Annotated in this window: 16 protein-coding genes; 11 read left to right on the top strand and 5 right to left on the bottom strand. The window is 66.9% G+C overall.

Annotated features, from left to right (window positions below):
• Positions 1–20: 20 nt before the first annotated feature.
• Positions 21–299 carry an HPr family phosphocarrier protein gene (locus tag ACN9M4_RS14420; protein ID WP_426299017.1) on the bottom strand — a complete coding sequence of 93 codons (279 nt, stop codon included), beginning with the start codon at positions 297–299 and terminating at the stop codon, positions 21–23.
• A 31-nt stretch (positions 300–330) separates the two neighbouring features.
• Positions 331–2,031, bottom strand: coding sequence for a phosphoenolpyruvate--protein phosphotransferase (gene ptsP, locus ACN9M4_RS14415; protein WP_426299015.1), 1,701 nt, complete (start codon positions 2,029–2,031; stop codon positions 331–333).
• Between the two features lie 116 nt (positions 2,032–2,147).
• Here ptsP and ACN9M4_RS14410 point away from each other — a divergent pair, with 116 nt between their 5' ends.
• From ACN9M4_RS14410 to treZ, 9 genes are all read left to right on the top strand, one after another.
• Positions 2,148–2,870: a TetR/AcrR family transcriptional regulator gene (locus ACN9M4_RS14410; RefSeq protein ID WP_426299013.1), complete on the top strand. Its 723-nt coding sequence runs from the start codon at positions 2,148–2,150 to the stop codon at positions 2,868–2,870.
• Between the two features lie 57 nt (positions 2,871–2,927).
• The gene (locus ACN9M4_RS14405; RefSeq protein ID WP_426299011.1) at positions 2,928–4,949 is read left to right on the top strand and encodes a PTS mannitol transporter subunit IICBA; all 2,022 of its coding nucleotides are present in this window, start codon (positions 2,928–2,930) and stop codon (positions 4,947–4,949) included.
• The gene (locus tag ACN9M4_RS14400) at positions 4,949–6,097 is read left to right on the top strand and encodes a mannitol-1-phosphate 5-dehydrogenase (RefSeq protein ID WP_426299009.1); all 1,149 of its coding nucleotides are present in this window, start codon (positions 4,949–4,951) and stop codon (positions 6,095–6,097) included. The genes ACN9M4_RS14405 and ACN9M4_RS14400 overlap by 1 nt, the downstream gene beginning before the upstream one ends.
• A 170-nt stretch (positions 6,098–6,267) precedes the next feature.
• On the top strand, positions 6,268–8,160 hold the full coding sequence (gene glmS, locus ACN9M4_RS14395; protein ID WP_426299007.1) for a glutamine--fructose-6-phosphate transaminase (isomerizing): 1,893 nt from the start codon (positions 6,268–6,270) through the stop codon (positions 8,158–8,160).
• A gap of 5 nt (positions 8,161–8,165) precedes the next feature.
• Positions 8,166–8,513 (top strand): holo-ACP synthase, encoded by a 348-nt coding sequence (locus ACN9M4_RS14390; RefSeq protein WP_426299005.1) that lies wholly within the window; start codon positions 8,166–8,168, stop codon positions 8,511–8,513.
• A 15-nt stretch (positions 8,514–8,528) separates the two neighbouring features.
• Positions 8,529–10,109, top strand: coding sequence for an NAD(P)H-hydrate epimerase (locus ACN9M4_RS14385; RefSeq protein WP_426299003.1), 1,581 nt, complete (start codon positions 8,529–8,531; stop codon positions 10,107–10,109).
• 119 nt (positions 10,110–10,228) lie between these two features.
• Positions 10,229–12,517 (top strand): glycogen debranching protein GlgX, encoded by a 2,289-nt coding sequence (glgX, locus tag ACN9M4_RS14380; protein ID WP_426299001.1) that lies wholly within the window; start codon positions 10,229–10,231, stop codon positions 12,515–12,517.
• A 2-nt stretch (positions 12,518–12,519) separates the two neighbouring features.
• The gene (treY, locus tag ACN9M4_RS14375) at positions 12,520–14,832 is read left to right on the top strand and encodes a malto-oligosyltrehalose synthase (RefSeq protein ID WP_426298999.1); all 2,313 of its coding nucleotides are present in this window, start codon (positions 12,520–12,522) and stop codon (positions 14,830–14,832) included.
• Positions 14,833–14,866: 34 nt separating this feature from the next.
• Complete coding sequence (gene treZ / locus ACN9M4_RS14370; protein WP_426298997.1) at positions 14,867–16,630, top strand: malto-oligosyltrehalose trehalohydrolase; 1,764 nt, start codon at positions 14,867–14,869, stop codon at positions 16,628–16,630.
• A gap of 56 nt (positions 16,631–16,686) precedes the next feature.
• Here the strand turns inward: treZ and ACN9M4_RS14365 are convergent, their stop codons facing one another.
• The 3 genes from ACN9M4_RS14365 to ACN9M4_RS14355 are packed head-to-tail and all read right to left on the bottom strand — an operon-like array spanning position 16,687 to position 19,416.
• Complete coding sequence (locus tag ACN9M4_RS14365; RefSeq protein ID WP_426298995.1) at positions 16,687–17,577, bottom strand: hypothetical protein; 891 nt, start codon at positions 17,575–17,577, stop codon at positions 16,687–16,689.
• A 13-nt stretch (positions 17,578–17,590) separates the two neighbouring features.
• Positions 17,591–18,259, bottom strand: a complete 669-nt coding sequence (locus tag ACN9M4_RS14360) for a response regulator (RefSeq protein ID WP_426298993.1) — start codon at positions 18,257–18,259, stop codon at positions 17,591–17,593.
• Positions 18,256–19,416: a sensor histidine kinase gene (locus ACN9M4_RS14355; protein WP_426298991.1), complete on the bottom strand. Its 1,161-nt coding sequence runs from the start codon at positions 19,414–19,416 to the stop codon at positions 18,256–18,258. Before ACN9M4_RS14355 ends, ACN9M4_RS14360 begins: the two co-directional genes overlap by 4 nt.
• Positions 19,417–19,588: 172 nt before the next feature.
• Here ACN9M4_RS14355 and mgrA point away from each other — a divergent pair, with 172 nt between their 5' ends.
• Positions 19,589–20,626, top strand: a complete 1,038-nt coding sequence (mgrA, locus tag ACN9M4_RS14350) for an L-glyceraldehyde 3-phosphate reductase (protein ID WP_426298989.1) — start codon at positions 19,589–19,591, stop codon at positions 20,624–20,626.
• A 153-nt stretch (positions 20,627–20,779) separates the two neighbouring features.
• Complete coding sequence (locus ACN9M4_RS14345) at positions 20,780–21,865, top strand: inositol-3-phosphate synthase (protein ID WP_115790375.1); 1,086 nt, start codon at positions 20,780–20,782, stop codon at positions 21,863–21,865.
• Positions 21,866–21,890 lie beyond the last annotated feature (25 nt).

The raw sequence follows: 21,890 nt of genomic DNA, 5'->3' as shown, positions 1-21,890 counted from the left end.
GGGGCCCCGGCCGTGCCCTGCTACGTGGCGTCGTGGTCGGTTTCGAGGACCTGGACCAGGTACTCGAGGGCCTGGTCAGCGCCGTCGCCTTCGGCCCGCAACACCACCACGTCGCCCTGCGCGGCGCCAAGAGTCATGAGCGAAAGGATGCTGGCGGCGTCGAGCGCGTCATCGGCGGAAGCGCCTTGCATGGCGATGGTGACTTCCACGGGCTGCTCGCCCGCGGCTTCGGCGAACAGGGCCGCGGGACGGGCGTGCAGTCCGGAGCGGCTGGCGATGGTGGCTGTGCGTTCCGGCATGGGTGTCTCCTTGGTGGTTGGTCGGAATGGTCTAGAGGCCGAGCTCTTCGAGCACGGGAAGTTTGGCGCGGACCCAGTCGCGCGCCTCGGTAGCGCCGGGCGCCGACAGGGCGAGCTGTGCCAACTCCTGCGCTTGCTCCAGGGTGACGGTCTTGAGGACCGTGCCCACCGCGGCCAGCGAGCGGGCCGTCATCGAGAGCGTGGAGACGCCCAGCCCGGCAAGTACGACGGCGAGGGCCGGGTCCGCGGCCGCCTCGCCGCAGACGCCCACGGGTTTGGCGCTGCCGCCCCGCTGGGACGCTTCCAGGGCGGCGCCTTCGACGGTGAGCTGCACGAGCCGGAGCACGGCGGGTTGCCAAGGGGTATTGAGCTCGGCGAGCGGGCCGAGCTGGCGGTCCGCAGCCATGGCGTACTGGGTGAGGTCGTTGGTGCCGAGCGAGGCGAAGCCGACGTCGCGCAGCACCGTGGCCGCCGTCAACGCCGCGGAGGGAACCTCCACCATGACGCCGGGGGTCTGCAATCCTGCCGCGTCGCAGAGGGAGGCGAACCGTGCGGCTTCCGCGGCCGTGGAGATCATGGGCGCCATGACCCACACGTCGGCTTCCGATTCGGAAGCTGCCCGTGCGATGGCCTCAAGCTGGCGTTCCAGGACGCCCGGAGTGGTGAAGTCCGTCCGGTACCCGCGGACGCCGAGGGCAGGGTTGGGTTCGGTGGCATCGGTGAGGAAGGGCAGCGGCTTGTCTGCACCGGCGTCGAGGGTGCGCAGGACCACCTTCCTGCCGGGAAAGGCGTCAAACACGGCCTTGTATGCGGCGGCCTGCTCGTCCACGGACGGCTCGGTGTCACGTTCCAGGAAACAGAATTCGGTGCGGAACAGGCCCACCCCCTGGGCGCCGAGGGCGGCAGCTGCCACGGCATCTTTGGCACCGCCCACGTTGGCGAGGAGCGGCACCAGGTGCCCGTCCGCCGTCGTGCCGTTTCCGTCGAAGGAGGCCAGCGTCGCGGAGGTTTCCGCCCACGCAGTGGCGGCGGAACGCTGCTCCTCGGACGGCGAAACGGCGACAAACCCGGCAGCGCCGTCCACATAGACCTCGGAGCCGTCGACCACTTCGTCCACGCCGTGTGCGGCAACCACCGCGGGCAGGCCCAGGGAGCGGGCGATGATGGCGGTGTGGGACTGCGGACCGCCGCCGGAGGTCACCAGCGCGAGGATCTTGGCGGGGTCCAGGGTGGCGGTATCGGCCGGGGCGAGGTCCTCGGCCACCAGGATGAAAGGCGTCTCCGAGGAAGGGATGCCGGGCGCCGGGACGCCGCGCAGCTCGGCGACGATACGGGCGCGCACATCCAGCACATCGGTGGCGCGTTCGGCCATGTACCCGCCAAGATTGTGCAGCATTTCCGCTACGGACGCCGCGGCCTCCCAGATGGCGCGTTCCGCCGAGGTGCCCGCGTTGATGAGCTTGGCGGCTGTCTTCAGCAGCATGGTGTCCCTGGCCATCAGGGCAGTGGCTTCCAGGACGGCCTTTCCGTCGCCGGATGCGGTCTCCGCGCGGGCCTTGAGGCCGTCGTGCACGGCTTGCGCCGCGGTCTTCAGTCCTGCGACCGCGGCTTCCGCGCTGATGGCCGGGTCCAGGCGCTCGCCCGACGGTGGTTCGGCCACCGCTTTGGGCATCCGGCGGACGGGGCCGACAATGCGGCCCGGGCTGACTCCTACCCCTTGGAAATTCTGCACTGAATCCTCTGCTTCTGTTTGTACGTCCGGAGCCTGCGGCAGCGGCACCGCGGATCCGGGAAAATTGTTTGTGAGCCACTTCATATAGCGGCGCTATAGATGCTAGGGTAGCGGCTATGAGTTTCGATGACCAGCTTCCGCCCAAAGTCCGGCTGCTCCGCGCGGCGGCCGAATTGCTGGCGAATTCAGAAGGGTCAGCGGTCTCAACGCGCCAGATCACCAAGCTGGCCGGGGTCACGGCACCCACGCTCTACCACCACTTCGGCGACAAAGAAGGCTTGTTCGACGCTGTTGTGTCAGCCGGCTTTGAAGAGTACGTGGCAGGGGAGCGCGACTTTGCGCCCTCCGGGGAACCCCTGGAGGACATCCGGCGGATGTGGGACAAGCACGTAGCGTTCGGACTTGCCCAGCCCCATCTGTACTTGGTGATGTTCGGCAACATCAGGCCGGAGAGCCGCCCGGCAGTCGTGGCTGACGCCGAGGGGCTCTTGGAAGAAATGCTGAACAAGGCCGCGATCGCCGGCCAGATCAACGTGCCGCCCCGCGAAGCGGCACGAAGCATCCTCGCGGCCAACGTGGGTGTCACGCTCATGCTCATCTCCGAACCGGCGGAAGACCGGAACCTCGAGCTCTCAACGATGACCCGGGATTCCATGATTTCCGCCGTCTCCACGGAAACCGCCCGTGGCGCCGCAGCGGAGGACACCGGTAAGTCCTCCGTCGTTGTTGCGGCCATCGCCCTGAATGCGGCACTGCAGGCCTCGCATTCGGACCAACTGTCCAGCTCTGAACTGAAGCTCTTCCTTGAGTGGCTTCACCGCATTTCCGGCAGCTCCTAAGGGCTGCCCTCTGCATCGACTAGCCCGCACCGTAGCGGGATACCGTTAGGAATTAACATGGCAACAGAGACCGTTGCAAAGCCCCGGACCACTCTGCGCGTTCGCGTCCAAAAGTTCGGAACATTCCTGTCCGGCATGATCATGCCCAACATCGGCGCCTTTATCGCGTGGGGCATCATTACGGCCCTGTTCATCGAGAAGGGCTGGCTTCCCGTGCCTGCGCTCGGCGGCTTCGGTACCAACGCCGAGGGAGTTGCCAACGTGGGCCTGGTCGGTCCCATGATCAAGTACCTCCTCCCGCTGCTCATCGGATACACGGGCGGCAAGATCGTCTATGACGTCCGTGGCGGCGTCGTGGGCGCCATCGCCACCATGGGCGTCATCGTCGGCGCTGGCATCCCGATGTTCATCGGCGCCATGATCATGGGCCCGCTGGGCGGCTGGTCCATCAAGAAGCTCGACTCCCTCTGGGACGGCAAGATCCGCCCCGGCTTCGAAATGCTGGTGAACAACTTCTCCGCCGGCATTTGGGGCGCATTGCTGGCCCTGCTCGGCTTCTATGGCATCTCACCGCTGGTCACCTGGTTCAGCCAGGGCGCCGGAAACGTAGTCCAGTTCCTGGTCCACAACAACTTGCTGCCGCTGACCAGCATCTTCATCGAGCCGGCCAAGGTCCTCTTCCTCAACAACGCCATCAACCACGGCGTGCTCACCCCGCTGGGCATCCAGCAGTCCCTGGAGCAGGGCAAGTCCATCCTGTTCCTGCTCGAAGCCAACCCCGGCCCGGGCCTGGGCGTCCTGCTTGCCTACATGTTCTTCGGCCGCGGGGCTGCCAAGGCTTCTGCTCCCGGCGCTGCGATCATCCACTTCCTGGGCGGTATCCACGAGATCTACTTCCCGTATGTGCTGATGAAGCCGATCCTGATCCTCGCCACCATCGGCGGCGGCATGACCGGCATTGCAACGCTCGCCCTCACCAACTCCGGCCTGGTTGCGCCGTCCGCTCCGGGCTCGATCTTCGCGGTCCTCTTCCAGACCTCCCGTGACAGCTACTTCGGCGTGATCCTCGCCGTGGTGCTCGCGGCGACGGTTTCCTTCCTGATTGCCTCCCTCATCCTGCGCACGTCGAAGGACAAGGGCGAGGACGACCTCGCAGCGGCCACGTCCCGCATGGAAGCCATGAAGGGCAAGAAGAGCTCCGTCTCCTCGGCCCTGGCCGGCGGCGGCGCCAGCGACCGCACCGACGTGGCGGTCCTGACCCGGCCCGTGCAGAACATTGTGTTTGCTTGCGACGCCGGCATGGGTTCCAGCGCCATGGGAGCTTCGGTGCTGCGCAACAAGATCAAGGCCGCCGGCTTCCCGGACGTGAAGGTCACCAATTCGGCCATCGCCAACCTGAGCGACACCTACGACGTCGTGGTCACCCATGAAGACCTCACCGAGCGCGCCCAGCCGAGGACGAGCAGCGCCGTGCACTACTCGGTGGACAACTTCATGAACAGCCCCAAGTACGACGAGATCGTCGAACTGGTGAAGACCAGCAACACGGAAGGCCCCGCCGCCGCCCACCCGGACGGCGCCATCGAGGCCCAGGTGGCCACGGCGCAAGGTGCGCACGCCGCTGAGCCGGCTGCCGCCGTCGGGGGCAAGGGCGTACTGCTTGCCGAGAGCGTGGTCCTGAACGGCACCGCGCGCGACCGCGACGCCGCCATCGACGAAGCCGGGAAGCTCCTGCTGGAACGCGGCGCCGTGGACACCACGTACGTCCGGGCCATGCACGAACGCGAGGAATCCGTGTCCACCTACATGGGCAGTTTCCTGGCAATCCCACACGGCACCAACGACGCCAAGGAGCACATCAAGCACTCGGCGGTGTCAATCATCCGCTACCCCGAGGGCATCGACTGGGCCGGCAAGCAAGTGAAGTTCGTGGTCGGCGTGGCCGGCCTCAACAATGAGCACCTCCACATCCTCGCCTCCATCGCCAAGATCTTCACCAACAAGGCGCAGGTGGCCCAGTTGGAGGAAGCCACCACGGTTGAGGAAATCCTGGAACTGTTCGGAAAGGTCAACGCATAGTGAAGGCAGTCCATTTCGGGGCAGGCAACATCGGGCGCGGATTCGTGGGGCTGCTGCTGCACGAGGCCGGTTACGAGGTGGTGTTCGCGGATGTCGCGGACGCACTGATCAGCCAGCTCGCAGCCGCGGACAGCTACGAGGTGCACGAGGTGGGCGAGAACCCGGCGGCCAAGACCGTCGAAGGGTTCCGTGCGCTCAACTCGGGTACGCAGGAAGCCGCCGTTGTCGAGGAAATCTCGACGGCGGATGTGGTCACCACGGCGGTCGGCCCGCACATCCTGAAGTTCGTGGCGCCGGTGATCGCCCGCGGGCTTGCCGCCCGGAAGGCCTCACTGCCGCCGTTGCAGGTGATGGCGTGCGAGAACGCCATCAACGCCACCGACCTCCTCCGGGAGGAGGTCCGGGCGGCTTGGGACGACTCCGCAGGTGAGCTGGACGCCGTCGCTGTCTTCGCCAACACCGCGGTGGACCGCATCGTTCCCAACCAGGCGCCGGGACAGGGGTTGGACGTCACGGTGGAGACGTTCCACGAATGGGTCATCGACCGTACGCCGTTCGGTGTCAACGCGCCCGTGATCCCCGGGGCGACGTTCGTGGACGAGCTGGGGCCGTACATCGAGCGGAAGTTGTTCACAGTGAACACCGGCCACGCCTCGGCGGCGTACTTCGGATACGCGGCAGGCTTGGAGAAGATTTCCGATGCCATGGCCGATCCGGCCGTGGCCGCGAAGGTCCGGGCCGTCCTTGACGAAACCAAGGCACTGTTGGTGGCCAAGCACGGTTTCGCCGAAGCCGAGCAGGAAGCGTACGTGCAGAAGATCCTGTCCCGCTTCACCAACCCGCACTTGCCGGACACGGTGGTCCGCGTGGGCCGGGCGCCCTTGCGGAAGCTCAGCCGGCATGAACGTTTCGTCGGACCTGCCGCGGAACTCGCCGAGCGCGGGGTGACGCCCGTTGCCCTGCTCGGGGCGATGTCGGCGGCCCTGCGTTTCGACGACGGCGCGGACCAAGAAGCAATGGAACTGGCCGAAACCCTGGCTAGGCTGGACGCTGCCGAGGCCACGGAGAAGATCACAGGCATCGGGGTAGGGCATCCGCTGTACAGCGAGCTGCTCCGCCTCGTCGCCGAACGCAAGGCAGAGCTCTAGGCTCCCGCGCTTTTTGCGGCAGCAAGGATGCGGCCCTCCCCGAAACGGACGGGCGGGCCGCATTGTTGCGCCGAAACGGCGCCCTTATTGCGCGGTGTCGTCGGGCGATTGCGTCACATTCGCCCGACATCCCACCTCCGTTGTCCCCGAGAACAGTTAGGCTTATGCCCATGTGTGGAATCGTTGGTTATGTTGGTAATTCGTCCCGTCCGGCCGGTGCCGGGCACGGAGCCCTGGACGTCGTCCTCGAAGGCCTGCGCCGCTTGGAGTACCGGGGCTACGACTCGGCAGGCGTTGCAGTAGTCGCCGACGGCGCCATTTCCTCCCGTAAGAAGGCGGGAAAGCTTGCAAACCTCCTTGGCGAACTCGAAGCCAAGCCGCTGCCTGAATCCCTGACCGGCATCGGACACACCCGCTGGGCAACCCACGGTGGTCCCACCGACGGAAACGCCCACCCGCACCTGGCCGACGGCGGACGCCTGGCCGTGATCCACAACGGCATCATCGAAAACTTTGCAGAGCTGAAGCAGGAACTCCTGGCCAAGGGCGTCGAGTTCAAGTCCGAAACGGACACCGAGGTCGCCGCAGCCCTGCTGGGCGACATCTTCCGCAACCAGCTCGGCGGCGATTCCTCCAAGGGATCCCTGACCGAAGCCATGCAGCTTGCCTGCCAGCGCCTCGAAGGTGCCTTCACCCTCCTGGCCGTGCACGCCGACCAGCCCGGCGTCGTCGTCGCAGCACGCCGCAACTCCCCGCTCGTGGTGGGCCTCGGCGAGGGCGAAAACTTCCTCGGCTCCGACGTCTCGGGCTTCATCGACTACACCCGCCGTGCCGTCGAACTGGGCCAGGACCAGATCGTCACCATCACCGCCGACACCGTGGAGATCACCGACTTCTTTGGTGCCCCCGCAGAAGGCAAGGAATACAACGTCGACTGGGATCCGGCATCTGCCGAAAAGGGCGGCTTCCCCTCCTTCATGGAGAAGGAAATCAATGACCAGCCGGACGCCGTCGCGCAGACCCTGCTGGGCCGTTCCGACCTTAACGGCAAGCTGACCCTCGACGAACTCCGCATCGATCCCGAGCTCCTCAAGCAGGTCGACAAGATCATCGTCCTCGCCTGCGGCACAGCAGCCTACGCAGGCATGGTGGCAAAGTACGCCATCGAGAACTGGTGCCGCATTCCCACCGAGGTGGAGTTGGCCCACGAGTTCCGCTACCGTGACCCGATCGTCGACGCGAACACCCTGGTGGTTTCCATCAGCCAGTCGGGCGAAACCATGGACACCCTCATGGCCGTCCGTTACGCCCGCGAACAGGGCGCCAAGACGATCTCCATCTGCAACACCAACGGCTCCACCATTCCGCGTGAATCCGACGCCGTGCTCTACACGCACGCCGGCCCGGAAATCGCCGTGGCTTCCACGAAGGCTTTCCTGGCGCAGATCACTGCGGCCTACCTGCTCGGCCTGTACTTGGCCCAGCTGCGCGGCAACATCTTCACCGGCCAGATCAAGGACGTCCTTGCTGACCTGTCCAAGATCCCGGCCAAGATCCAGAAGATCCTGGACAACTCCGGACCCCTGCGTGAGCTCGCCCGCAGCATGAAGGACGAAAAGTCCGTGCTGTTCCTGGGCCGCCACGTCGGTTTCCCGGTGGCACTCGAGGGTGCGCTGAAGCTCAAGGAAATCGCCTACATCCATGCTGAAGGCTTCGCCGCCGGTGAGCTCAAGCACGGTCCGATCGCCCTGATCGACGAAGGCCAGCCGGTCTTCGTGGTGGTTCCGTCCCCGCGCGGCCGCGACTCCCTGCACTCCAAGGTGGTCAGCAACATCCAGGAAGTCCGCGCCCGCGGCGCCCGGACCCTGGTTATTGCCGAAGAAGGCGACGAGGCAGTCCGCGACTACGCCGAGTTCGTCTTCTACGTCCCGGAGACCCCCACGCTGCTCATGCCGCTGCTGACCACGGTCCCGCTGCAGATCTTCGCCGCGGAGCTCGCCGGGGCCAAGGGCTACGACGTGGACCAGCCGCGCAACCTCGCCAAGAGCGTCACCGTAGAATAAGCCGCATGATTGTTGGCATCGGCGTAGACGTCGTAGACATCGAACGATTCGAACGGCAGCTGGAACGGACACCGGGGCTGCGGGACCGCCTTTTCGTGCCCGCCGAGCGGGAGCTCCATGTCCGGTCCCTGGCCGCGCGCTTTGCGGCCAAGGAGGCTGTGGCGAAGGTCCTCGGAGCCCCCGCAGGCATGAACTGGCAGGACTGCTGGATCGGCCTGGACGAAAACGGCCCCACCATCAAGGTCCAGGGCACCGTCCTGGCGGTGGCCGACGCCAAGGGGGTCAAGCGCTGGCACCTGTCCATAAGCCACGACGGCGGGATCGCCACGGCCATGGTCGTTGCCGAAGGCTGACAACAACACACCTCGATGATCAGCGCCTTCACCGGAACACAGGTCAGGGAAGCGGAACAACCGCTCCTGGACTCCGGTGAGGGCGCTGTTCTCATGCAGCGGGCCGCCCACGGTTTGGCGGCCGCCGTCGTCCGCGAACTGCAGAGCCGCGGACGCCGGATCTACGGCTCCTCGGTGACCGTGCTGGCGGGCAAGGGCAACAACGGCGGGGACGGACTGTTCGCCGGGGCGAAACTCGCCGCGCGCGGCATGCGCACGACGGCGGTGCTCATCGCGGATAGCGCACATCCCGCGGCGCTGGCCGCCTTCCTCGCGGCGGGCGGCCGCGCCCACCGGCTCGCGGCGGACAATGTGGAGGACCTTGCTGTGCTGGCGGCCGGCGACGACGTCATCATCGACTCGGTACTGGGCACCGGTGCCCGCGGCGGCCTGCGCGGAGCCGCGGCCGAGCTCGTGTCCCTGCTCCAGGAACTCAAGCCTGCCCTGGTGGTGGCCTGCGACATCCCGAGCGGGGTGGATGCCGACACCGGCGAAGTGCACTGGCCCGTGCTGCCGGCCGACGTGACGGTGAGCTTCGGCGGGATCAAGGCCGGCCTGCTGGTCGATCCGGGCGAGGGCTGCTCCGGGCGGGCCGAACTGGTACGGATCGGGATCGAAGACCGGCTGCCGGACGCTTCGCTCCGCCGCTTCGGTGCCGCGGAACTTGCCTCACTCCTGCCGGCACCCGGGCGCCGGGACCACAAATACAGCAGGGGGGTGCTCGGTGTGGTCGCCGGTTCGGAACGCTATCCAGGGGCCGCGGTGCTCTGTGTGGAAAGTGCCTCCGTGTCCGGGGCGGGGATGGTGCGCTACCTTGGACCCGAAAGCGTGGCCAGGCAGGTGCTGGCGCGCACGCCCGAAGCGATCGTGGAGTCGGGCAGCCCGGGCCGCGTCCAGGCCTGGCTGCTGGGCCCCGGACTGGCCGAAGATTCCCCAGAGGGCGCCGACAGCCGCCAGTTGCGGCGGGCCAGGGACACACTGGAGGCTGCCCTCGCAGCCGGCCAGCCCGCCGTCGTCGACGCCGGGGCGCTCGGGCTGCTGCCGGCGCGCTGCCCCGCCAACTGGATCCTCACCCCGCACGCCGGTGAACTGGCCGCGTTCCTTTCGCAGCGCGAAACCGTCAGCGGGGAAACCTCCGTGACGAGGGACGACGTCGAGTCCCGGCCGCTGCATTTTGCCCGCCTGGCCGCCGCGGACAGCGGTGCCACCGTCCTCCTCAAGGGCGCCACGACCCTGGTGGCATCGCCGTCGGGCACGGTGTTCAGCCAGTCGGAAGGCACACCGTGGCTGGCAACAGCCGGCAGCGGGGACGTGCTGGCCGGGTTGCTCGCTTCGCTGTCCGCGCAATATGCCGAAGCAGCCATGGACGACGACGGGCCTTTCGCGGCCCTCGGAATCTCCCGGGAGGACCGCTGGGCCGCGGTGGCGGCTGTGGCTGCGAGCCTGCACGGCCGCGCGGGCAGCCGGGCCTCGGGCGGCGGGCCCCTGACGGCCCGGGCGGTCCTGGGGGAGCTGCCGGGGGTGCTGGGCGGCCTGCGTAACGATAGCCCCGGATGAGGCGATTGGGTTACAGGGGGCGGGCGCGGCCGTAATGTGGGCGTGGTAGCTTGGCACATTGCCGTAACCGCGCCGTTAGCGGGCGGCAGACGCTTGTCCGCTACGCAGAGGAGAACCCTATGGAAGTATGGCCCGGAACGGCTTATCCCTTGGGCGCGAGCTTCGACGGGAGCGGCACCAACTTCGCGCTCTTCAGCGAAAACGCGGAGAAGGTGGAACTGTGCCTGATCGGCGACGACGGCTCGGAAGTGCGCGTCGACGTCAACGAAGTGGACGGGTACGTGTGGCACTGCTACCTGCCGCAGGTCCAGCCGGGCCAGAAGTACGGTTACCGGGTGCACGGCCCCTACGACCCCCCGGCCGGGCACCGCTTCAATCCCAACAAGCTTCTCCTGGACCCCTACGCCAAGGCGGTCCACCGCCAGATCGACTGGGATCCTGCACTGTTCTCCTACAACATGGGAGACCCCGACTCCCGGAACGACGCCGATTCGGCAGCGCACATGATGCTCGGCGTCGTCATCAACCCCTTCTTCGACTGGGCCGGCGACCAGTTGTTGCGGATCCCGTACCACAAGTCCGTCATCTACGAAGCGCACGTCAAGGGGCTGACCCAGCTGCACCCCGAGGTTCCCGAAGAGCAGCGGGGCACCTATGCCGGCGTCGCGCATCCCGCGGTGATCGCCCACCTGAAGAAGCTCGGCGTTACCGCGATCGAGCTCATGCCCGTGCACCAGTTCACCAACGACGGCATCCTCCAGGACCGGGGGCTGAACAACTACTGGGGTTACAACACCATCGGCTTCTTCGCCCCGCACAACGGCTACAGCTCCAAGGGCGACACCGGCCAGCAGGTCCAGGACTTCAAGGCGATGGTGCGTTCCCTGCACGATGCCGGCATCGAAGTGATCCTGGACGTGGTCTACAACCACACCGCCGAAGGCAACCACCTGGGGCCCACGCTTTCCTTCAAGGGCATCGACAATTCCGCGTACTACCGGCTGGTCGAAGGCGACCTGAAGCACTACATGGACTACACCGGCACTGGAAACTCCCTGAACGTCCGCAGCCCGCATTCCCTGCAGCTGCTGATGGACTCGCTGCGGTACTGGGTGACCGAGATGCACGTGGACGGTTTCCGCTTCGACCTTGCTTCGACCCTGGCGCGGGAGTTTTACGACGTCGACAAGCTGTCGTCCTTCTTTGAACTCATCCAGCAGGATCCTGTGGTGTCACAGGTCAAGTTGATCGCAGAACCCTGGGACGTCGGGCCCGGCGGCTACCAGGTGGGCAACTTCCCCCCGCAATGGACCGAATGGAACGGCAAGTACCGCGACACCGTGCGTGACTTCTGGCGCGGCGAACCCTCAACCCTTGGCGAGTTCGCGTCGCGGCTGACCGGTTCGGCCGATCTTTACGAGCACTCCGGGCGCAGGCCCGTGGCCTCCATCAACTTCGTGACCGCGCACGACGGCTTCACCCTGGCCGATCTGGTCTCCTACAACGAGAAGCACAACGAGGCCAACGGAGAAGGCAACAACGACGGCGAATCGCACAACAGGTCGTGGAACTGCGGCGCCGAGGGCCCCACCGAGGACCCGAAGGTCCTCGCCCTCAGGGCCCGGCAGCAGCGCAACTTCATCGCTTCCCTGCTGCTGTCCCAGGGTGTGCCCATGCTGGCGCACGGCGATGAGCTCGGCCGGACCCAGCAGGGCAACAACAACGCCTACTGCCAGGACTCCGAACTGACCTGGATCAACTGGGACAGCGTGGACCAACCGCTCGTGGAATTCACGGCCGCGGTGAGCGCCTTGCGCGCAAAGCACCCCACCTTCCGGCGCAGCCGCTTTTTCGACGGCCGCCCGGCGCTCCGCGGGGAGGGCGAACGCCTGCCGGACATCGTCTGGCTCGACGTCGACGGAAGCACCATGACGCCGTCGGACTGGGACAGCGGCTTCGGCCGCTCGGTGGGGGTGTTCCTTAACGGCGACGGCATCCGGGGCCGGGACAACCAGGGCCGGCGCATCACGGATGTGAACTTCCTCCTGTACTTCAACGCCCACGACGACGAAGTCGGCTTCCGGGTGCCCTCCGATGAGTACGCGCCAAAGTGGGACGTCATCATCGATACGGCCGGCGGCCACGCCGACGCCGAACCTGTCGAGGCGGAATCGCTGCTCGCCGTGGGGGCCAAGGCCCTGGTGGTCCTGCGGGCCCACAGCACGCCGGAAAGCGAACCGGACCATTCAGTGGCCGCCTCCCTCGCTGCGCTCTCCCAGACCACCACCTCGGAGACGGCTTCACTGACCTCACCGTCGACGCCGCAGCTGCGCTCCACCGCGGAACCGGCACCGGAAAAACCCGCACCGGAACGCAAGCCCCCGAGGAAGAACTCCACGAAAGGGTAATCATGAAGGCACCCGTTTCCACGTACAGGCTCCAGATCCGCCCCGGCTTCACCCTCGGGGACGCAGCGGAGCTCACCGGCTATCTCAGATCGCTCGGCGTGGACTGGGTGTATTTGTCCCCGATCCTGACCGCGGAGGAAGGGTCCCAGCACGGCTACGACGTCACCGACCCTTCCTCCGTGGACCCGGCCCGCGGAGGAGCGGAGGGCCTGGCAGCACTCGCCGCCGCAGCCAGGGAGAACGGCCTGGGCGTGCTCGTGGACATCGTTCCCAACCACATGGGCGTGGCTTCGCCGCCGCAGAACGCCTGGTGGTGGTCGCTGCTGAAGGAGGGCCGCTCCTCGCGCTACGCGGAAGCCTTCGACGTCGACTGGGACGCGGCGGGCGGCAAGCTCCGGATCCCGGTCCTGGGCAGCGACGACGACGTGGTCGGGCTGGAAATCGTTAACGGCGAATTGCGCTACTACGAGCACCGCTTCCCGATCGCCGAGGGCAGCCACGCGCCCGGGGACAGCCCGCGCGAGGTGCACGCACGCCAGCACTACGAGCTGGTGGGCTGGCGCCGGGCCGACGCCGAGCTGAATTACCGCCGCTTCTTCGCCGTCAGCACCCTCGCAGGGGTCCGGGTCGAGGTCCCGTGGGTGTTCGAGGAATCGCATGCCGAGATCAGCCGCTGGTTCCGCGAGGGACTTGTGGACGGGCTGCGGGTGGACCACCCGGATGGGCTGGCGGATCCCGCCGGCTACCTGGAGCGGCTCAAGCAGGCGACGGGCGGCGCCTACGTGCTGGTGGAGAAGATCCTGGAACCGGGGGAGGAACTGCCGGGAACCTTCGACTGTGAGGGGACCACCGGCTATGACGCGCTCGCCGACGTGGACCGGCTTTTCGTCGATCCCGACGCAGGCCCGCGCCTGGACGCCCTGGACGCCCGCCTGCGCGGCGCCGCCGCCCCGCCGGACTACCAGGCGATGATCCACGGCACCAAGCGCCGCATCACGGACGGCATCCTGCGCTCGGAGATCCTGCGGCTGGCGCGGCTTGTCCCGGAAACCCCGGAGTTCCCGCGGTCAGTTGTTGCCGATGCCCTGGCGGAAACCATCGCCGCTTTCCCCGTTTACCGGACGTACCTGCCGCACGGCAAGGACATCCTGGTGGAGGCGGTGCAGAACGCCGGGCGTGCCAGGCCCGAGCTTGAACCGGCCCTGCAGCACCTGCTCCCGATCCTCCTGGACGCCGCCGGGGAACCGGGCCGACGTTTCCAGCAGACTTCCGGCATGGTCATGGCCAAGGGGGTGGAGGACACAGCCTTCTTCCGGTACACACGGCTGGGCACCCTGACCGAAGTGGGTGCCGATCCCACCGAACTGGCCGTTGCACCCGAGGAGTTCCACCGGCGCATGGCCCGCCGCCAGTCCCGGCTTCCGCTGTCCATGACCACCCTCACCACCCACGACACCAAGCGCAGCGAAGACACCCGGGCACGGATCTCCGTCATCTCGGAGGCCGTCCCCGAATGGGAGGCCTTCCTGGACCGGGTGCAGGAACTGGCGCCGATTCCCGACGGACCCCTCGCGGCCCTCGTCTGGCAGGCCATCGCCGGGGCCTGGCCGGCCAGCCGTGAGCGCCTCCAGGCGTTTGCGCTCAAGGCCGCCCGGGAAGCCGGCAATTCCACGAACTGGACCGACCCCGATGCCGCCTTCGAGACGGCCCTGGCCGCCGCCGTCGACGCCGCATTCGACATGCCGGAGGTGGCTGCGGCACTGGCCGGCTTCGTCGCGGAACTGGAACCGTACGGTTGGTCCAACTCCCTCTCGGCCAAGCTGGTGCAGCTGACCATGCCCGGTGTGCCCGATGTCTACCAGGGCACGGAGTTCCGGGACGGATCGCTCACCGACCCCGACAACCGCCGGACGATCGACTTCCCGGCCCGGGTCGCCGCCCTGGAGCGGCTCGATGGCGGCACCCGCCCGGCGTTCACCGACCAGGACGCCAAGCTGCTGGTCGTTTCCCGTGCACTGCGGTTGCGCCGCGGCAAGCCTGAACTGTTCGGCGGTTACCGCCCGCTGGCCGCCTCCGGCGCGGCGGCCGGCCACCTCATCGCCTTCGACCGGGGCGCCGACGGCGGCGGAGCCGTGACCGTGGCAACCCGCCTGCCGAAGCGGCTCGAGCGCGACGGCGGCTGGCGGGACACCGCCGTCGAACTGCCGGCCGGCTGTACCGACGAACTCACGGGACGGTCCTATCCTGCCGGAGCGGCCGCCGTCGGGCAGCTGCTTGCGGACTATCCCGTGGCCCTGCTGGTGCCCGCCGGCTAAGCCTTTAGACCACTTCCAATACAGGGGGAGAACCATGCCGCAACACGCCACCACGCCCAGCCCGTATGACGTCTGGGCGCCCTCCGCGGGTTCCGTTGCCCTTGTGTCCGAGGGCCGGGAGTACAGCATGGAGAGACTCTCCGGGCCCTCCGCCGGCTGGTGGCACGCTCCCGGGTTCAACGGCGGCGACGGCGTGCCCTACAGCTACCTGGTGGACGGGGAAGGACCGTTCCCGGACCCGCGCTCACGCCGGCAGCCGGAGGGCGTCCATCGGCCCTCGGCAGGGTTCGACGCCGGCGCGCACCAGTGGCAGGACGCCGGCTGGACCGGCCGCGGACTGCGCGGCTCGCTGATCTACGAACTGCACATCGGCACGTTCACCCCCGAGGGCACGCTCGACGCGGCCGCCGGGAACCTGGACTACCTGGTGGAACTGGGCGTCGACTACGTGGAGCTGCTGCCCGTCAACGCCTTCAACGGAACCCACAACTGGGGCTACGACGGCGTCCTCTGGTACGCGGTCCACGAGCAGTACGGCGGGCCGGCCGCGTACCAGCGCTTCGTGGACGCCGCCCACACGGCGGGGCTGGGCGTCATCCAGGACGTGGTCTACAACCATCTTGGGCCCAGCGGAAACTACCTGCCGAAGTTCGGGCCCTACCTCAAGTCCGGGCCGGGCAACACCTGGGGAGACTCGGTCAACCTGGACGGGCCCGGCTCCGACGAGGTGCGCCGCTACATCCTGGACAACGCGGCGATGTGGCTGCGGGAGTACCACGTGGACGGGCTCCGGCTCGACGCCGTCCACGCCCTCCGCGATGAACGGGCCGTGCACATCCTCGAGGACCTTGCCATCCTTGCGGACGGAATCGAGGCCGAAACCGGGGTGCCCAGGACGTTGATCGCCGAGTCCGACTTGAACAACCCCCGCCTGATCTACCCGCGGCAGGCCAACGGCTACGGGCTTGCGGGCCAGTGGAGCGACGACTTCCACCACGTGGTCCATGTGAACCTCACAGGCGAGACCGCCGGTTACTACGCGGATTTCGAATCCCTGGCCGCCCTGGCCAAGGTCCTGCGGCACGGCTTCTTCCACGACGGCAGCTACTCCAGCTTCCGCGCCCGGCACCACGGGCGGCCCATCCGGCAGGACCTTGCCCACCCGTCCGCGCTGGTGGTCTGCAACCAGAACCACGACCAGATCGGCAACCGGGCCGCCGGCGACCGGCTCAGCGCCTCCCTTTCCTACGGGCGCCTGGCCCTCGCCGCGGTGCTGACCATGACCTCCCCGTTCACGCCCATGCTGTTCATGGGCGAGGAATTCGGCGCGTCGACGCCCTGGCAGTTCTTCACGTCCCATCCGGAAGAATGGCTGGGCAAGGCGACGGCGGAGGGCCGGCTCAAGGAATTCGAGCGCATGGGCTGGGACCCGGCGCTGGTACCGAATCCGCAGGACCCTGAAACCTTCCTCCGCTCCAAGCTCAACTGGGACGAGGCCGGGGAGGGGGACCATGCCCGGCTGCTCGCCCTGTACCGGGCCCTGGGCGTGCTGCGGCGCACGACCCCGGAACTCAGCGAAGGCGGCTTCGAAGCCAGCGATGTGGACTTCAACGAGGACGAACGATGGCTGGAACTGGTCCGCGGTGCCGTGCGCGTGGTGTGCAACTTCGGCCCGGACACCTTGTCCACCGACGTCGACGGCCGGCTGCTGCTCGCCACCGATCCTGCCGTAACCCTCGACGGCGGGACGCTGAGCCTCCCGGGTGAGGCGGCCGCCGTCGTACGAAGCAGGAGCTGACGGGTGGGTGACTTGCCCCCCATTTGCGCAAGCCACTCACTCCGGCCCCGGGGACGCTATTTGCCGAGGGCTGCGGCTCTGGTGTCGGCCGCTGCCCGGATCCGGGCAACATTGTCCAGCTCAGACTGCTTGTCTGCCACCACAGTGGTCAGGTACGGGGCGGCAACATCCTCAAGCCGCTTTTCGAGCTGGACCTGTTCACGGCAAGTAGCGTCGGCGACAGCGATCTTGAGGGCCACGTGGCCGCTCTGCTGCGAGGCCACAAGGGAAGCCTGTCCTGGGTCCTTCATGTTGCCGTACCCTGCCTTGGCCATGCAGGCGGACCAGTCATTCAACGCTGCCTTGAACGCGGGATTGAACTTTGCGGATTCCGTACCCGGTAGGATCAAGGAATAGGCTGCGGTGGCCGCCGCGTAGTCGTTGCCCGCGCCGTACACCGCTTCAATGCCTTTGAGCTGGCAGCCTCCGGTCATGAAGGTTCCACCGCCGCGGGTTCCACCGCTGAAGGATTTCTGTGCCCCCGCCTTTCCGGAGTACGCCTCGACTATTGCGTCCGGCATGTATACCTCGCGGCCCTTCAAATAGGGATAACCGGTCTTCCGCGCGGCGGGGACGTCCATCGGGCTGAAGCCGTACAGGAAGCTGCCCAGGCCCGGGTCCCTGTGGCTCAGCTCGGTTTTCGGGAAGTCGGGAAAACCAGCTCTTGCCATGCACTCGGTGGTAACCGCCATCCGGGCTTCGAAAGCAGCCCCGGACTCGTCCACGTACCCGCGGGTCTTCTCCACGATTCCCGGCTGGGCATGGGTTGCAGGCTTGACTATCGCGTAGTCGGGTGCGGTGGCTGGCAACCCGGCCGGGTCCGGCGTTGCCGGCGGAACCGTCGCCGCAACAAGGGCGGCAACGGCGCCTGCGCCGAGGATTCCGAATCCCCACATTCTTTTCCTCATGATGTTGATCTCCTTAGTTTCCTGGTTTTGCTTGCAGCAGTCCGTGCTCGTAGGCGAACACCACAAGCTGGATGCGGCTTCTCAGCGAGAGTTTGCCCAGCACGTTGGCCACATGGGTTTTCACCGTGGCCTCCCCGAGGAACAGCTCTGCTGCGATCTCCCCGTTGGCGCGCCCGGCGGCGGCCAAAAGGAAGACTTCCTTTTCCCGCGCAGTCAAACCATCCAGCACGGCGTCATTGCCGACGCGGGGAGTGGTGTAATCGCGCAGCAGTTCGTTGGCGGCCGACGGCGCCATGACCGCGTGTCCCGAATGGACAGTGCGGATGGTGGCTAGTAGGAATTCCGGGGTGGCATCCTTTGTCAGGAACCCGGAAGCTCCCGCCTGGATGGCGCGGACCACTGCTTCGTCGTGCTGGATCGTGGTCAGGACGATAATCCTTGGGTGCGGTGGGCGGCCGGCCAGGATCTGCCGAGTGGCAGTGATGCCGTCCATGCGGGGCATCCGGATATCCATCAGGATCACGTCAGGTGCCGCCTCCGCGGCCAGCAGGCAAGCGTCTTCCCCGTTGCCGGGTTCACCCACAAACTCCAGGTCCGGCTGGCTGCGCAGGATCATCTTTAGCCCGGCACTAAAGAGCGGTTGGTCATCCACCAGCATCACCCGGATGCGCCCGCCGCTCATGGCAGCACCGCCGTCACAGTGAAGTGTCCGGCCGAAGCGACGGCCGACACCGAGCCGCCCACCGCCGTCGCGCGTTCCTTCATGCCGCGGATGCCGCGCCCTTCCCGCGAAGGGGCCTCAGGTGTGCCGGCCAGGGCAGAAACGACTTGGAGCTCGACGCCGGAAGGGCCAGCTGAAAGGCTCAGCCACGCCCCGGACTCACGGCGGCCGTGTTTGAAAGCATTCGTCAGGCTTTCCTGTGCGAGCCGGTAGAGCGTCAGTTGTTGGTTGGGCGACAGGTCAAGGGCCTGGTCATTGTCGAGCGTGACGGGCATTCCGCTGGCCTGGAACTGCCGGGCAAGCTCCGGCAGATCGCTGAGCGTGGGAGCGGGGTTCTTCTCACCGGGAGAGTGGCTCAGCATGTGCCGGGTATCGCGGAGCGCGGTCCGGGCTGCCGCGGCGATGACTCCGGCGGCCTCCTCGACGGCGTCGGGCTCGCTGCGGTGGATGAACCGGATGCCTTCAGCCTGTGCCGCGATGACCGTCAATGAATGCGCCAGCACGTCGTGCAGCTCGCGGGCTATGCGGTTGCGTTCCTGCTCCACGGCCAATTCGACGTGAGTCAGCTGCAGTGAAACCTCCGCCCGCAATTGTGCTGCCCTGCTGTTTGAGGCACTGACAACGGCGTGCGCCGCTGCCCAGGCCGAAATGCACAGCGCCGAGCTTGCTCCAAGGACCAGGCCACCGTAGACCACGTTGCGCATCAGGCCTCCTCCCAAGGCGCTGCCGAAGACGAAATTCAGCCACACGCTGTCGCCCAGCCAGTTGGCAGTGACGAGCGCCGAAAGCAGCACACAGAAGGATGGGAGGAGCCAAGGCTTTCCCTGGTACACCAGTGCCGCGAAAAAGACCGCCAGCGGAATTGCCGCGTAGCAGAGCACTCCGGACATCATGACCCCTGGGAACAAGCCACCCAACTGGGCCAGGAGAACCACCCCGGAGAAGGCCAGGCTGCTTTGCGGCACCAGCCGGGCTGCGGCGACAGCGGTGCACAGTCCGATGGCGACAGCAGCTGAGCGGTCAAAGCCGCGTCCGTCCACGAGTATGAAAACACCGAGCAGGGCGGCGGCGGTTGCCGGTGCAGCCAAGGGGGTGCAGCGGCGGAGAAGTTTGGGCATGTCCCTCAGCGTAGGGGAGCGCGGAACCGGTTCATGCTGGAAATGCGCAGCTTCCACCCAAAGGGGGAGGAGCTTCATCCTTGGGGTCGGACGTCGTCGCGGCATGACGTGACCCTGACCACATACCGGACAGCCCGGCACCGCGCCTGGCGCCGGTGGCAGGATGGTACGTATGACTTATGTGGCCGCGGACACCCGCTACGACACCATGCCCTACCGCCGCGTCGGACGCAGCGGTCTCAAGCTTCCCGCCATCTCCCTGGGCCTGTGGCACAACTTCGGCGACGACAAGCGCTTCGAGGAGCAGCGCGCCATCCTCCGCCGTGCCTTCGACCTGGGCGTGAACCACTTCGACCTGGCCAACAACTATGGTCCGCCGGACGGCTCCGCGGAGACCAACTTCGGCCGCCACCTGAAGGACGACTTCAAGGGGTACCGGGACGAACTGGTCATCTCCACGAAAGCCGGCTACTACATGTGGCCCGGTCCCTACGGCGAATGGGGCTCCCGGAAGTACCTGCTCTCCAGCCTGGACCAGTCGCTGCAGCGCATGGGCCTGGACTACGTGGACATTTTCTACAGCCACCGCCCGGATCCGGAGACGCCGCTCGAGGAAACCATGGGCGCGCTGGACCATGCCGTGCGCTCCGGCAAGGCACTCTACGCCGGCATCTCCTCCTACACTCCGGAACAGACCCTCGAGGCGGCACGCATCCTGAAGGAGATGGGGACGCCGCTGCTGATCCACCAGCCCAGCTACTCGATGCTGAACCGCTGGACCGAGAACGGCTCACCCAACCTGTACGAAGCCCTGGACCAGGTGGGCGCCGGATCCATTGCCTTCTCGCCGCTCGCGCAGGGGCTGCTCACCAACCGCTACCTGCACGGGGTGCCGGCCGATTCCCGCGCGGCCAAGGAACGCTTCCTGTCCGAAAAGGCCCTCACCGAGGAGAAGCTCAACCGGGTCCGCGGCCTGAACGCGATCGCCGAAGGCCGGGGCCAGACCCTGGCCCAGATGGCCATCGCCTGGATCCTGCGCGATCAGCCCAAGGGCTCGCCCGTGACCTCGGCACTGGTCGGCGCATCGAGCGTTGCACAGCTGGAAGACACCCTCAAGGCCATCGACAACCTGGCGTTCACGAATGAGGAACTGACGGCGATCGACGAGTTCGCCGTCGAATCCGACATCAACCTCTGGGCGCAGAAGTAGCGCCCGCAACAAAAGGCGGGGTCCGGCAGGAACAAAGCCGGCCCCGCCGCTGTTGCGTATAATGCAAATTGCGCCGAATGGCGCTGTGCCCGTAAGACGCCGCCTCTGTTCCGGCCGCGCTAGGCACCTGAGCTTAGTTCTCGAAGGAGTTCCGTGTCTTCACATCCGATTCGTGTTGCCATCGTCGGTGTCGGCAACTGCGCCGCCTCCCTGGTCCAGGGTGTCCACTATTACCGCGACGCCGATCCGCAGGCCACGATTCCCGGGCTGATGCACGTCGAGTTCGGTCCGTACCACGTGGGCGACGTCCAGTTCGTTGCTGCCTTCGATGTCGATGGCAAGAAGGTCGGACTGGATCTGGCGGATGCCATCGGGGCCAGCGAAAACAACACCATCAAGATCGCCGACGTGCCCGAGACCGGCGTGATCGTGCAGCGCGGCCACACCCTGGACGGCCTGGGCCGCTACTACCGCGAAACCATCGTCGAATCCCCGGCCGAGCCCGTGGACATCGTCGCCGCCCTGCGCGAGGCAAAGGCCGACGTCATGGTCTGCTACCTGCCCGTGGGTTCCGAAGACGCCGCCATGTTCTACGCGCAGGCCGCCATCGACGCCGGCGTTGCCTTCGTCAACGCCCTCCCGGTCTTCATCGCCGGTACCAAGGAATGGGCTGACAAGTTCACCGCCGCGGGCGTTCCGATCGTGGGCGACGACATCAAGAGCCAGATCGGTGCCACCATCACGCACCGCGTCATGGCCAAGCTCTTCGAAGACCGCGGCGTCACGCTGGACCGCACCTACCAGCTGAATGTCGGCGGCAACATGGACTTCAAGAACATGCTGGAGCGCGACCGCCTGGAGTCCAAGAAGATCTCCAAGACCCAGGCGGTGACCTCCAACGTCCAGGCCGAGCTCCACGCCGACGACGTCCACATCGGCCCGTCCGACTACGTGGCCTGGCTCGATGACCGCAAGTGGGCCTTCGTCCGCCTCGAAGGCCGCAACTTCGGTGATGCCCCGGTTTCCCTGGAGTACAAGCTCGAGGTCTGGGACTCGCCGAACTCCGCCGGCGTCATCATCGACGCCATCCGTGCCGCCAAGATCGGCCTGGACCGCGGCATCGGCGGCCCGCTGCTCTCCGCCTCCAGCTACTTCATGAAGTCCCCGCCGGAGCAGTTCAACGATGACCTTGCCCGCGAAAAGGTCGAGGCCTTCATCCGCGGCGACATCGAACGCTAGGAATTCCTCGAGAACGCTCCCTCAC

Source organism: Arthrobacter sp. R-11 (genome assembly GCF_049913155.1).
Lineage (GTDB): Bacteria > Actinomycetota > Actinomycetes > Actinomycetales > Micrococcaceae > Arthrobacter.
This window is presented reverse-complemented; position numbering and strand designations above follow the sequence as displayed.

Bases quoted from the DNA above. Each gene is read 5' to 3' on its own strand.
- ACN9M4_RS14420 (WP_426299017.1), bottom strand. From the start codon at position 299: ATGCCGGAACGCACAGCCACCATCGCCAGCCGCTCCGGACTGCACGCC.
- ACN9M4_RS14410 (WP_426299013.1), top strand. From the start codon at position 2,148: ATGAGTTTCGATGACCAGCTTCCGCCCAAAGTCCGGCTGCTCCGCGCG.
- ACN9M4_RS14405 (WP_426299011.1), top strand. From the start codon at position 2,928: ATGGCAACAGAGACCGTTGCAAAGCCCCGGACCACTCTGCGCGTTCGC.
- glmS (WP_426299007.1), top strand. From the start codon at position 6,268: ATGTGTGGAATCGTTGGTTATGTTGGTAATTCGTCCCGTCCGGCCGGT.
- ACN9M4_RS14390 (WP_426299005.1), top strand. From the start codon at position 8,166: ATGATTGTTGGCATCGGCGTAGACGTCGTAGACATCGAACGATTCGAA.
- ACN9M4_RS14385 (WP_426299003.1), top strand. From the start codon at position 8,529: ATGATCAGCGCCTTCACCGGAACACAGGTCAGGGAAGCGGAACAACCG.
- glgX (WP_426299001.1), top strand. From the start codon at position 10,229: ATGGAAGTATGGCCCGGAACGGCTTATCCCTTGGGCGCGAGCTTCGAC.
- treY (WP_426298999.1), top strand. From the start codon at position 12,520: ATGAAGGCACCCGTTTCCACGTACAGGCTCCAGATCCGCCCCGGCTTC.
- treZ (WP_426298997.1), top strand. From the start codon at position 14,867: ATGCCGCAACACGCCACCACGCCCAGCCCGTATGACGTCTGGGCGCCC.
- ACN9M4_RS14365 (WP_426298995.1), bottom strand. From the start codon at position 17,577: ATGAGGAAAAGAATGTGGGGATTCGGAATCCTCGGCGCAGGCGCCGTT.
- ACN9M4_RS14360 (WP_426298993.1), bottom strand. From the start codon at position 18,259: ATGAGCGGCGGGCGCATCCGGGTGATGCTGGTGGATGACCAACCGCTC.
- ACN9M4_RS14355 (WP_426298991.1), bottom strand. From the start codon at position 19,416: ATGCCCAAACTTCTCCGCCGCTGCACCCCCTTGGCTGCACCGGCAACC.
- mgrA (WP_426298989.1), top strand. From the start codon at position 19,589: ATGACTTATGTGGCCGCGGACACCCGCTACGACACCATGCCCTACCGC.